The following is a 12,427-nucleotide window of genomic DNA, read 5'->3' as shown; positions in this document are numbered from 1 at the left end:
TTCTGCAACGCGCGGCCGTGCAGGCTGTGCGTCACCAGCCTGATCGCATAGCTGATTACGCCCTCGCAGATGTCTGCCCTTGCCGCCTGGCGGCAACGCGAACGGTGCAGGATACGCATCCTACTTGCTTAAAACGGTGCTTATGGACGTTTCCGATCTGCTTAACGGCTTGAATGACAAACAGCGCGAAGCGGTCGCCGCGCCGCGCAGCAATCTGCTGGTGCTGGCCGGAGCAGGCAGCGGTAAAACCCGCGTGCTGGTGCATCGCATCGCCTGGCTTTTGTCGGTAGAGAACTGCTCGCCTTACTCAATCATGGCGGTGACCTTCACCAACAAGGCGGCAGCGGAGATGCGCCACCGTATCGACCAGCTGATCGGTACCAGCCAGGGCGGCATGTGGATTGGCACCTTCCACGGCCTGGCGCACCGTTTACTGCGCGCGCACCACCTGGATGCCGGGCTGCCGCAGGATTTCCAGATCCTCGACAGCGAAGATCAGCTGCGTCTGCTCAAGCGCCTGATCAAAGCCATGAACCTCGACGAGAAACAGTGGCCGGCGCGTCAGGGCATGTGGTACATCAACGGCAAAAAGGACGAAGGGCTGCGGCCTAAGCACATTGAAAGCTACGGCAATCCGGTGGAGCAGACGTGGCTGCGTATCTATCAGGCGTACCAGGAAGCCTGCGATCGCGCCGGGCTGGTCGACTTCGCCGAACTGCTGCTGCGGGCGCATGAGCTGTGGCTCAACAAGCCGCAGATTCTCAATCACTACCGCGAGCGCTTCAGCAATATTCTGGTAGACGAATTCCAGGACACCAACAACATTCAGTACGCGTGGATTCGCATGCTGGCTGGCGACAGCGGCCGGGTCATCATCGTTGGTGATGACGATCAGTCCATTTACGGCTGGCGCGGCGCGCAGGTGGAGAACATCCAGCGTTTCCTGCAGGATTTCCCAGGCGCGGAAACCATCCGTCTTGAGCAGAACTATCGCTCCACCAATAACATTCTGAAAGCAGCCAACGCCCTGATTGCCAATAACAATGGCCGTCTGGGGAAAGAGCTGTGGACCGACGGCAGCGACGGTGAAAAGATTTCACTGTATTGCGCGTTCAACGAGCTGGATGAAGCGCGCTTTGTCGTCAATCGCATCAAAACCTGGCATGAAAACGGCAACGCGCTGCAGGATTGCGCCATTCTCTACCGCAGCAACGCCCAGTCGCGCGTGCTGGAAGAGGCGCTGCTGCAGGGCAGCATGCCGTACCGCATTTATGGCGGCATGCGCTTCTTCGAGCGCCAGGAGATCAAAGATGCGCTGGCCTATTTGCGGCTGCTGGCCAACCGCAATGACGATGCGGCATTCGAGCGCGTGGTCAACACGCCGGTGCGCGGCGTTGGCGATCGCACGCTCGATGTGGTGCGCCAGACCGCGCGTGAGCAGCAGCTGACGTTGTGGCAGGCCACGCGCGCACTGCTGCAATCCAAAGCGCTGGCTGGCCGTGCCGCCTCGGCGCTGCAGCGCTTCTGCGAGCTGGTGGATGCGCTGGCGACGGAAACCGCTGAGCTGCCGCTGCACGTACAGACCGATCGGGTGATTAAAGACTCCGGCCTGTGGCTGATGTACGAGCAGGAAAAGGGCGAAAAAGGCCAGGCGCGTATCGAAAACTTAGAGGAATTGGTCACCGCCACGCGCCAGTTCAGCTATCAGGACGAAGACGAAGATCTGATGCCGCTGCAGGCGTTTCTGTCGCACGCGGCGCTGGAAGCCGGTGAAGGCCAGGCGGACAAGTGGCAGGATGCGGTGCAGCTGATGACGCTGCACTCGGCGAAAGGGCTGGAGTTCAGCCAGGTGTTTATCGTCGGCATGGAAGAGGGCATGTTCCCGAGCCAGATGTCGCTGGACGAAGGCGGCCGGCTGGAGGAGGAGCGTCGCCTGGCGTATGTCGGCGTGACGCGCGCGATGGAGAAGCTGACGCTCACCTACGCCGAAACCCGTCGCCTTTATGGTAAGGAAGTGTATCACCGGCCATCGCGTTTCATTGGTGAACTGCCGGAAGAGTGCGTGGAAGAGGTGCGGCTGCGCGCCAGCGTGAGCCGGCCGGTGAGCCATCAGCGCATGGGCACACCGGTGGCGAAGAGCGACAGCGGCTTCGCGCTCGGGCAGCGCGTGCGCCACGCTAAGTTCGGCGAAGGCACCATTATCAATCTGGAAGGCAGCGGCGAGCACAGCCGTCTGCAGGTGGCCTTTCAGGGTCAGGGCATTAAGTGGCTGGTGGCGGCTTACGCCCGGCTGGAAACCGTGTAGCGCGGTTGCGCTACCTTGACGACTTTTTCGTCTCAGCGTAACATGCGCGCACTATTATCATGAGAGGACAATGCCTTGGACGCGCCCAGTCGATGCTGGCTCTATACCCTGGTTAACAGGGACAATTTCTAAGGCTACCTCTTTAACGCGGGTAGCCTTAGCGGTTATCAGCGACCTCCCTTTTTGATCCCGTCGCACGAGTCAGCACTGATTTACCCTTGAAGCGAAAGTTTCCGCGTTCAGGCTTTGCCGTGCCCGTGGTGCCAGCAGCACTGCGGTTCACCGCCTTGTCCCATGTCGTCTGCAATGGGGAGTATTGCTATGCTGAGCGCATTTAAACTGGAGCGCGATCGCCTGACGCGCATCGAGCTGGAAGACAACAACGACAAACTCAACACCTCGGTGTGGGTCGATCTGATCGAGCCGGACGACAGCGAGCGTGAGCGCGTGCAGTCGGAACTGGGGCAGAGCCTGGCAACGCGCCCCGAGCTGGAGGACATTGAGGCCTCGGCGCGTTTCTTCGAGGACGAAGACGGCCTGCACATCCACTCCTTTTTCTTTTTTGAAGATGCTGAAGATCACGCCGGCAACTCCACCGTGGCGTTTACCATCCGCGAAGATCGCCTGTACACACTGCGCGAGCGTGAGCTGCCGGCGTTCCGCCTGTACCGCATGCGCGCGCGCAATCAGCAGCTGACTGACGGCAACGCCTACGAACTGCTGCTCGATCTGTTCGAAACCAAAATCGAGCAGCTGGCGGATGAGATCGAGAACATCTATAGCGCGCTGGAAAAACTCAGCCGCGTGATTATGGAAGGGCAACAGGGCGAAGAGTACGACGACGCGCTGTCGCGCCTGGCGGAGCTGGAAGATATCGGCTGGAAAGTGCGTCTTTGCCTGATGGATACCCAGCGTGCGCTGAACTTCCTGGTGCGTAAAGCGCGGCTGCCGGGCAATCAGCTGGAGCAGGCGCGCGAGATCCTGCGCGACATCGAATCGCTGCTGCCGCACAACGAATCGCTGTTCCAGAAGGTTAACTTCCTGATGCAGGCGGCGATGGGCTTTATTAACATCGAGCAGAACCGCATCATCAAAATCTTCTCGGTGGTGTCCGTGGTGTTCCTGCCGCCGACGCTGGTGGCCTCCAGCTACGGCATGAACTTTGAGTTTATGCCGGAGCTGAAGTGGAGCTTTGGTTATCCCGGCGCGATTGGCCTGATGATTCTCGCCGGGCTGGCGCCGTATCTCTATTTCAAACGGAAGAACTGGCTGTAATCGTACAGCATTGCATCATCGCACAGAACCGTAGCGGCGCGATTCATCGCGCTTTGTCTAACGGATGCTCAGCATATTGCGTCGTGGCATTCGCGTTATTAATACGCAAACCTGAGCGCAATAAATTGCGCCGCTACAACAGCGTGCGGTCTTTTGCTGGCGCCTTACCCCTGACGCGCCAGCGCTAATCTGCTAACCTGTTGCCTCAACTCACTTTCTGATTTCCTCCTTATGGCGCGTTTCTCTTTGCGGCAGCAGTGGGCGCTGCTGCTGACGGCTTCGCTGGTGCTGGGCTGCCTGCTGCAGCTATTGCACCTGCCGGCTGCACTGCTGCTCGGTCCGATGATTGTCGGTACCATTATGGGGCTGAGCGGCGCAACCGTGCGCATCGACAAACGGCTGTTCGTACTGGCGCAGGCGGTGCTGGGCTGCATGATCGGCCAGAGCCTGTCGCCTGCGATCCTCTCGCCGCTGCTCGATGACTGGCCGGTGGTGCTGGCGGTGCTGCTGCTGACGCTGGCGGCCAGCGGGCTGTCCGGTTTTCTGCTGGTGCGCTTTAGCTCGCTGCCGGGACCGACCGGCGCGTGGGGATCGTCGCCGGGCGGCGCGTCCGCAATGGTGGCGATGGCGGGCGATTTTGGCGCCGACGTGCGGCTGGTGGCGTTTATGCAATATCTGCGCGTGCTGTTTGTTGCTACTGCCGCGGCCGTGGTGGCTCGCATCGGCCTCGGCAGTAGCGGTGCTGCGGCCCACATTGTCTGGCTGCCGCCGCTGCACAGTGGCTTCGTGCTGACGCTGCTGGTGATGGTGGCGGGTGCGTGGCTGGGGCAGAAACTGCGTATCCCGTCCGGCGCGCTGCTGCTGCCGGCGCTGATGGGTGCCACGCTGCACGGAACGGGGGTCGCGACGCTGCAGGTGCCGGAGTGGCTGCTGGCACTGGCCTATGCGCTGATCGGCTGGAGCGTTGGCCTGCGCTTTACCCGGCCGATCTTTTTGCTGGCGCTGCGCACGCTGCCGCAAATGATCGCCTCGATTATCGGTCTGATGCTGTTGTGCGGGGGGCTGGCGTGGATGCTGACGCGCGTGCTGCACGTCGATCTGATGACCGCTTATCTGGCAACCAGCCCGGGCGGGCTGGATACGGTGGCGATTATTGCTGCTGGCAGCCGGGTCGATATTGCGTTTGTCATGGCGCTGCAGACGCTGCGTCTGTTTACCATTCTGCTTACCGGCCCGGCGATGGCCCGTTTTATCTCACGCTATGCGCACGCGCGTGCGGGCTGAAAACAGCAGCGCGTCCAGAATGAAGATCGCCAGCGCCAGCCAGATGAAGCCGAAGGTCACCATTTTATCCGGCGTCAGGCTCTCACCGTAAAACAGCACCGCCAGCAGGAACATCAGCGTCGGCCCGAGGTACTGAAAGAAACCGACCGTCGACAGGCGCAGGCGCGCGCAGGCGGCGGCGAACAGCATCAGCGGAATGGTGGTAATGATGCCGGCGGCGATCAGCTTGAGGTTCAGGCTGAGTGGATTAGCGCTGAGGTGGCTGGTGGCGCTGTCAGCAAAGCCAAACAGATAGATGGCCGCCAGCGGGAACAGCCACGCGGTTTCAATCAGCATACCGCTCTGTGCATCAACCTGAATCTTCTTGCGCACCAGCCCGTACAGCGCGAAGCTCAGCGCCAGGCCGAGGCCGATGATTGGCAGCGAACCGAACTGCCACAGCTGCACCAGCACGCCGGTGGCCGCCAGCAGCACCGCCAGCCACTGCAGACGGCGGAAGCGCTCGCGCAGAAACAGCATGCCAAACACCACGTTAATCAGTGGGTTGATAAAGTAGCCGAGGCTGGCCTCCAGCATATGCTGATTATTCACCGCCCAGATAAACAGCAGCCAGTTGCCGCCAATAGTCAGTGCGGTCAGCGCCAGCAGCAGCACTTTTTTCGGCTGGGCCAGCACGCTGCGTACCTGACGCCAGCTGCGGCTCAGGGTAATCAGTCCCAGCATAAACAGGGCCGACCAAATCACACGGTGGGTCATAATTTCCGTCGGTGGCACTTCTTTGACCAGCTTGAAATAGGCCGGTGCGATGCCCCAGATAAAGTAAGCGCCCAGCGCATAAAAAATGCCCTGACGCGTTTGTTGCGTATCCATCATCTATTCCAGAAAAGCGGCGAGTGTCGCAGGCCGCACGAAGTTAACCAATAAGATAGGTCGCAGTCGCAGTGGCGATGTAATCGCCCTGCTGATTGTGCAATTCGACGCGCGCAACCGCGACTTTATTCCCGGCGCGCAGCAGGCTGCTGGTGGCGACAAAGCGCTCGCCGCGTCCCGGGCGCAGGTAGTCGACGCGCATATCAATGGTGCCCATGCGTGACAGGCGCTGACGCAGCTCCTCTTCGCTGATGCTCTGCTGGCGCGACAGCGCATGGCTGACGCACACCAGCCCGGCGGCAACATCCAGCACTGAGGCAATCACGCCACCGTGCAGAATCTGCTGCGCGGCGTTACCCACCAGCATGGTTTTATTGGCAAAGCCGAGTTCGGCGTAATCGGTTTCAAGGCGATCCAGCTCAAGGCCCAGTGCCTGATTAAACGGCATGTGATAGACAAAAATTTCGCCAATCAGCCGGCGCGCTTCCTGCTGTGTCAGCATCGGGGATGACATTTTTCCTGCCTTAAGATGTTAAAGAATTGTGTATATTATGCCGCGTTCGCGCCGCTTTCCAGTTTCAGAAATCCGCGCTAATCAACCACCGGGTTTGCGTGTAGAATGGCGTGCTTTTTGAACCGTCGCCCGACGATAACTTTTGCAGCGCTCTGGAGAATTCTATGCGTAAGCAGTACGCCTTGCTGGCCGCGGCATTTATGGTTCCTGCGCTGGCGCAGGCCGATGAAGCCACCGTGAAAGAGGTTCATGACGCACCAGCGGTGAAGGGCAGTATTATCGCTAACCTGCTGGAAAAACACGATAACCCATTCGTGCTTTATCCCTATGAAAATAACTATCTGCTTTACACCTACACCAGCGACATGAATAAAGAGGCGATTTCCTCTTACAACTGGGCAGACAAAGCGAAAAAGGATGAAGTAAAATTCCAGCTCAGCCTGGCGTTTCCGCTGTGGCGCGGCATTTTGGGTGACAACTCGGTGCTGGCCGCGTCGTATACTCAGCGCTCCTGGTGGCAGTTGTCGAACCGGGGGGCTTCATCACCGTTTCGTGAAACCAACTATGAGCCGCAGATTTTTCTCGGCTGGGCCACCGACTATTCGCTGGGCGGCTGGACATTACGCGACGTCGAGCTGGGTCTGAATCATCAGTCAAATGGCCGCAGCGATCCCACGTCACGCAGCTGGAACCGCGCTTACGCCCGTCTGATGGCGGAGAACGGCAACTTCCTGGCGGAAATCAAACCCTGGTATCGTCTGCCGGAAAGTGCCAGCAACGATGATAACCCGGACATCACCAAATACATGGGCTACTACCGGGCGAAGCTGGGCTATATGCTCGGCGACAGCATTTTCAGCGTGGAAGGCAACTACAACTGGAATAGCGGCTACGGCGGTGCAACCTTCGCGTGGAGCTATCCGATTTCTGAACACGTGCGCTTTTACACGCAGCTGTTCAGCGGTTATGGTGAATCCCTTATTGACTATAACCATCGCCAGACGCGTCTTGGCGTCGGCGTAACGCTTAACGATCTGTTCTAACCAGTCAAAACAGGATTACCGTGGCAACATCGGCAGTGCTTAATCAGGAAATGCTGGCGCAGCAGGTATTACAGGATACCTTCGGCTATCAGCAGTTCCGTCCGGGTCAGCAAACCATCATCGAAACCGCGCTGTCAGGGCGCGACTGCCTGGTGGTGATGCCGACCGGCGGCGGCAAATCGCTGTGCTATCAAATCCCGGCGCTGGTGCGCGAAGGGCTGACGCTGGTGGTTTCGCCGCTGATTTCACTGATGAAAGATCAGGTTGATCAGCTGCTGGCGAACGGCGTGGCGGCGGCGTGCCTTAACTCGACGCAGACGCGTGAGCAGCAGCAGCAGGTGTTTGCGGACTGCCGCAGCGGCAAACTGCGGCTGCTGTACATCGCGCCGGAACGTCTGATGATGGATAACTTCCTCGACACCCTGCAGCACTGGAATCCGGTTATGCTGGCCGTTGATGAAGCACACTGCATTTCGCAGTGGGGCCACGATTTCCGTCCGGAATATGGCGCGCTCGGTCAGCTGCGCCAGCGCATTCCGCAGCTGCCGGTGATGGCGCTGACCGCCACCGCCGATGAAGCCACGCGTAACGACATCGTGCATCTGCTGCAGATGCACGATCCGCTGATTCAGATCAGCAGTTTTGACCGTCCCAACATTCGCTACACGCTGGTGGAGAAGTTCAAGCCTACCGAGCAGCTGCTGCGCTATGTGCAGGATCAGCGCGGCAAAAGCGGCATCATCTACTGTAACAGCCGCGCCAAAGTGGAAGACACCGCTGCGCGTCTGCAGAGTCGCGGCATCAGCGTTGGCGCTTATCATGCCGGCATCGACAGCGAGCAGCGCGCACGCGTGCAGGAAGCGTTTCAGCGTGACGATTTGCAAATCGTGGTCGCGACCGTGGCGTTCGGCATGGGCATCAACAAACCCAACGTGCGTTTTGTGGTGCACTTCGACATTCCGCGTAATATCGAATCCTACTATCAGGAGACCGGCCGCGCCGGGCGTGATGGCCTGCCGGCGGAAGCGATGATGTTGTACGACCCGGCCGACATGGCGTGGCTGCGTAAGTGTCTGGAAGAGAAAGCGCCCGGGCCGCTGCAGGATATTGAACGCCACAAACTCAACGCCATGGGCGCGTTTGCCGAGGCGCAAACCTGCCGTCGTCTGGTCTTGCTTAACTACTTTGGTGAAGGTCGTCAGCAGCCGTGCGGCAACTGCGATATCTGCCTCGATCCGCCGCGTCGCTATGACGGTCTGGTCGAAGCGCAAAAAGCGCTGTCGGGCATTTACCGTACCGGGCAGCGTTTTGGGATGAGCTATATTGTTGAAGTTTTGCGCGGCTCAACCAACCAGCGCATCCGTGATAACGGCCACGATAAACTGCCGGTGTACGGCCTCGGGCGCGAGCAGAGTCAGGAGCACTGGGTCAGCGTGCTGCGCCAGCTGATCCATCTGGGCATGGTGACGCAAAACATCGCCATGCACTCGGCGCTGCAGCTCACCGAGGCCGCGCGCCCGGTGCTGCGCGCTGAAGTGCCGCTGATGCTGGCGGTACCGCGTACCGTGACGGTGAAAAGCCGCAGCAGCGCGCCAAAAGTCTACGGCGGCAATTACGATCGCAAGCTGTTCGCCAAGTTGCGTAAGCTGCGTAAAGCCATCGCCGACGAAGAGAATATTCCGCCTTACGTGGTGTTTAACGACGCCACGCTGATTGAAATGGCAGAACAAATGCCGGTCAGCGCTTCAGAGATGCTGAGCGTGAACGGGGTCGGTCATCGCAAACTGGAGCGCTTCGGTAAGCCGTTCCTGCTGATGATCAAAGAACATCTTGATGAAGAATAAGGGAAATAAACCATGCTGATGTTATTTGCCACCGTCGCGCTGGTGCATCTGGTTGCGCTGATGAGTCCGGGACCGGACTTCTTTTTTGTCTCACAGACCGCCGCCAGCCGCTCGCGCAAAGAGGCGATGATGGGCGTGCTCGGCATTACGCTGGGGATTGTGATTTGGGCCGGTGTCGCGCTGATGGGCCTGCATCTGATTCTGGAGAAAATGGCGTGGCTGCATGAAATCATCATGGTCGGTGGCGGGCTGTATCTGCTGTGGATGGGCTGGCAGCTGCTGCGCTCAGCGCGTCAGCGTCACAAGCAACCTCATACGGAAGCGCCGGTGGTTGAGCTGCCAAAGCGTGGCATGAGCTTCCTCAAAGGGTTTCTCACCAACCTGTCTAACCCGAAAGCCATCATCTACTTCGGCAGTGTGTTTTCACTGTTCGTGGGTAACGATGTGGGCGCGATTGAGCGCTGGGGCCTGTTCCTGTTGATCGTCGGTGAAACCTTTGCCTGGTTTACCCTGGTGGCGGCGATTTTTGCCCTGCCGTGGATGCGCGATAAGTATCAGCGGATGGCGAAGTGGGTGGACGGTATGGCGGGCGTGCTGTTTGCCGGGTTTGGTATTCACCTCATCATCTCCCGATAAGATCCCGAACCGTAGCGGCGCAATTTATAGCGCGTTTCAACTGGGCGCGATAAAGCGTGCCGCTACGATCAGTGCCAATCGTTACGCCATTTTACGTGCGCTGGCCAGCAGTGCGCCGACCGCCATAAACAAGCCACCAAACACCCGGTTCAGCAGCTTCATCTGCTTCGGACCTTTGATCCAGCCGGCAATGCGCGTCGCCAGCGTGGCGTAACCAATCATCACAATGATGTCGACCACGATGGTAGTCACGCCGAGCACCAGATACTGCATCAGCTGCGGCTGGTGCGGCACGATAAACTGCGGAAACAGCGCGGCGAGAAACACAATGCTCTTCGGATTGGTGAGATTCACCAGCAGCGCGCGCTGAAACAGACGACGACGCGGCATCGCTTTGGCCACCGCATTGAGATCGATTCCGCCCGCTGAGCGCCACTGCTGAATGCCAAGCCACACCAGATAGGCCGCGCCCGCCCATTTCAGTACCTCAAACGCCAGCACCGACTGCGAAAACAGCGCGCCCAGACCGGCGCCCACCAGCACAATATGCACGGCGAGACCCAGCTGTAATCCGGTAATTGAGGCTGCCGCACCGCGATAGCCGTGGCTGATGCCGGTGCTCATGGTGTTGATCGCGCCGGAACCGGGCGAGAGGCTGAGGATGGTCGTGGTTAACAGGTAGGTTAACCACCATTCAATGGTCATGGGTGACATTCCCTGAAGAGAGTGAAGTGTGACACAATACGCCAGAAAATCGCGCTGCGCTATTAAGTGCAGAGCCGCGTTTGACGTTTTTTCAGGGGGACGGATGCAGCAGCATAAACAGAGTTGGCTCGGACGTGAGCACGCTTTTTCAGCCTTTGCTACCGGTCCGCTGCTCGACTTCTGGCGTCAGCGTGAAGAGTGTGAATTCAGCGGCGTGGGCAATCTGACCATTCGCTATGTGCGCTTCACCTCACCGCAACACCGCCGTGTCATCCTGATTGTGCCCGGACGCATTGAAAGCTACATCAAATACCCCGAGCTGGCCTATGACCTGTTCCACTGCGGCTACGATGTGGTGATTATCGACCATCGCGGTCAGGGGCGTTCAGACCGGCTGCTGGCCGATTCGCATCGCGGTCACGTGGTGGAGTTCAGCGATTATGTCGACGATCTGGAAACGCTGTATCTGAAAGAGATCGTCAGCCATCACTATCAGCAGCGCTACGTGCTGGCGCACTCGATGGGCGGCGCAATTGTGGCGCTGTTTCTGGCGCGTCAGCCGCAGGCCTTCCACGCGGCGGTGTTTTGCGCGCCGATGTTTGGTATCGTGCTGCCGCTGCCGCCGTTTCTGGCGCACCGCATTCTCGACTGGGCGGAAAAGCTGCCCGCGCTGCGCGACGGCTACGCGCTGGGCACCGGACGCTGGCGCGCCAGCCCGTTTGGCATTAACCGGCTGACGCACAGTCGCGAACGCTATCGTCGCAATCTGCGCTTTTACGCCGACGATCCGGCGATTCGCGTCGGCGGCCCTACCTATCACTGGGTGCGGGAAGGGATTCAGGCCGGACGCCATATCCTTAATCAGGTGGCGCAGATTACGACACCGATTCTGCTGCTGCAGGCCAGTGAAGACGATGTGGTGGATAACCGCGCGCAGGATCTGTTCTGTGAGGCCATGGCGGCAGCGGGACATGCGGTGGAAGGCACCACGCCTTACATCATTCAGGGCGCGCGTCACGAGATCCTGTTTGAAACAGACGCCATGCGCGCCGAAGCGCTCAATGCGGTGGTCGACTTTTATCAGCGCCACCGTGACTAATGTATTCTTAGACATCAATACCAGAGGCCTACATGTACCACATCGTTGCATCCGACCTGGATGGCACGCTGCTTTCTCCGCAACATCGTCTGACGCCGTTTGCCCGCACCACGCTGCAGGAACTGGTGGCGCGCGATGTGCATTTTATCTTTGCCACCGGACGCCACTACATTGACGTCGGTCAGATGCGCGATAAGCTCGGCATTCCGGCGTATATGATCACCTCAAACGGCGCGCGCGTGCACAACGCCGACGGCGAACTGGTGTTCAGCCACAATCTGGACAGCGATATCGCCAGCGAGTTGTATGGCCTGAAGTATCACGATGAGAAAATCCTGACGCACGTTTACCGCGACGATGAGTGGCACATCAGCCGCCATAATCCGCAGGAAGCGGAGTTTTTCCAGGAATCGGTGTTTACCTATCAGGTGTATCAGCCCGGCATGCTGGCCACCGACGGCATCAGCAAAGTGTTCTTCACCTGCGACGATCCGGAGCATCTGGTTCCGCTGGAACAGGCGATTGAAGCGCGCTGGGGTGACCGGGTTAACGTCAGTTTCTCGCTGCCCACCTGTCTGGAAGTGATGGCTGGCGGCGTCTCGAAAGGGCACGCGCTGGAAGCGGTGGCGAAACAGCTTGGCTATTCGCTGAAAGAGTGCATCGCGTTTGGCGACGGCATGAATGATGTCGAGATGCTGAGTATGGCGGGCAAAGGCTGCATCATGCGTAACGCCCATCAGCGACTGAAAGATACCCTGCCGACGCTGGAAGTGATTGGCAGCAACGCCGACGATGCGGTGCCGCAGACGCTGCGTAAATTATTCCTCGCCTGAATAAAACGGGCCGGTATTC

The 12,427-nt window shown here is 59.1% G+C and carries 11 protein-coding genes; 8 read left to right on the top strand and 3 right to left on the bottom strand.

The window, feature by feature from the left end:
• Positions 1-142: 142 nt before the first annotated feature.
• From uvrD to ABVR31_RS18315, 3 genes are all read left to right on the top strand, one after another.
• Positions 143-2,305 (top strand): DNA helicase II, encoded by a 2,163-nt coding sequence (uvrD, locus tag ABVR31_RS18325; RefSeq protein WP_021506969.1) that lies wholly within the window; start codon positions 143-145, stop codon positions 2,303-2,305.
• A 321-nt stretch (positions 2,306-2,626) separates the two neighbouring features.
• The gene (gene corA, locus ABVR31_RS18320; protein WP_010617090.1) at positions 2,627-3,580 is read left to right on the top strand and encodes a magnesium/cobalt transporter CorA; all 954 of its coding nucleotides are present in this window, start codon (positions 2,627-2,629) and stop codon (positions 3,578-3,580) included.
• A 231-nt stretch (positions 3,581-3,811) separates the two neighbouring features.
• Positions 3,812-4,864 carry an AbrB family transcriptional regulator gene (locus ABVR31_RS18315; protein ID WP_058775517.1) on the top strand — a complete coding sequence of 351 codons (1,053 nt, stop codon included), beginning with the start codon at positions 3,812-3,814 and terminating at the stop codon, positions 4,862-4,864.
• On the opposite strand, the gene rarD is transcribed toward ABVR31_RS18315, so the two are convergent.
• A complete protein-coding gene (gene rarD, locus ABVR31_RS18310) occupies positions 4,835-5,734 on the bottom strand; it encodes an EamA family transporter RarD (protein ID WP_058771068.1) in 900 nt (299 codons plus the stop codon). The two genes, ABVR31_RS18315 and rarD, sit on opposite strands and share 30 nt — an antisense overlap.
• Positions 5,735-5,777: 43 nt before the next feature.
• Positions 5,778-6,248, bottom strand: coding sequence for a thioesterase family protein (locus ABVR31_RS18305; protein WP_288424588.1), 471 nt, complete (start codon positions 6,246-6,248; stop codon positions 5,778-5,780).
• A gap of 164 nt (positions 6,249-6,412) precedes the next feature.
• On the opposite strand from ABVR31_RS18305, the gene pldA reads away from it, so the two are divergent.
• Genes pldA through rhtC form a run of 3 tightly spaced genes read left to right on the top strand, consistent with a single transcriptional unit; the run spans position 6,413 to position 9,771 of the window.
• Positions 6,413-7,291 carry a phospholipase A gene (gene pldA, locus ABVR31_RS18300; protein ID WP_021506965.1) on the top strand — a complete coding sequence of 293 codons (879 nt, stop codon included), beginning with the start codon at positions 6,413-6,415 and terminating at the stop codon, positions 7,289-7,291.
• Between the two features lie 20 nt (positions 7,292-7,311).
• Entirely contained in the window at positions 7,312-9,135 is a 1,824-nt protein-coding gene (recQ, locus tag ABVR31_RS18295) for an ATP-dependent DNA helicase RecQ (protein ID WP_058758115.1), read from the top strand.
• 12 nt (positions 9,136-9,147) lie between these two features.
• Positions 9,148-9,771, top strand: a complete 624-nt coding sequence (gene rhtC / locus ABVR31_RS18290; protein WP_021506963.1) for a threonine export protein RhtC — start codon at positions 9,148-9,150, stop codon at positions 9,769-9,771.
• A gap of 81 nt (positions 9,772-9,852) precedes the next feature.
• Here the strand turns inward: rhtC and rhtB are convergent, their stop codons facing one another.
• Positions 9,853-10,476 (bottom strand): homoserine/homoserine lactone efflux protein, encoded by a 624-nt coding sequence (gene rhtB, locus ABVR31_RS18285; RefSeq protein WP_021506962.1) that lies wholly within the window; start codon positions 10,474-10,476, stop codon positions 9,853-9,855.
• 103 nt (positions 10,477-10,579) lie between these two features.
• Here rhtB and pldB point away from each other — a divergent pair, with 103 nt between their 5' ends.
• Both pldB and yigL read left to right on the top strand, forming a co-directional pair.
• Entirely contained in the window at positions 10,580-11,575 is a 996-nt protein-coding gene (pldB, locus tag ABVR31_RS18280) for a lysophospholipase L2 (protein WP_058775518.1), read from the top strand.
• Positions 11,576-11,607: 32 nt separating this feature from the next.
• The gene (gene yigL, locus ABVR31_RS18275; protein ID WP_058758117.1) at positions 11,608-12,408 is read left to right on the top strand and encodes a sugar/pyridoxal phosphate phosphatase YigL; all 801 of its coding nucleotides are present in this window, start codon (positions 11,608-11,610) and stop codon (positions 12,406-12,408) included.
• Positions 12,409-12,427: the final 19 nt, after the last annotated feature.

Source organism: Pantoea sp. WEP (assembly GCF_041678305.1).
GTDB lineage: Bacteria > Pseudomonadota > Gammaproteobacteria > Enterobacterales > Enterobacteriaceae > Pantoea > Pantoea dispersa.
Note: the sequence above shows the minus strand (reverse complement) of the source record. Positions and strands in the feature narration are given on the sequence as shown.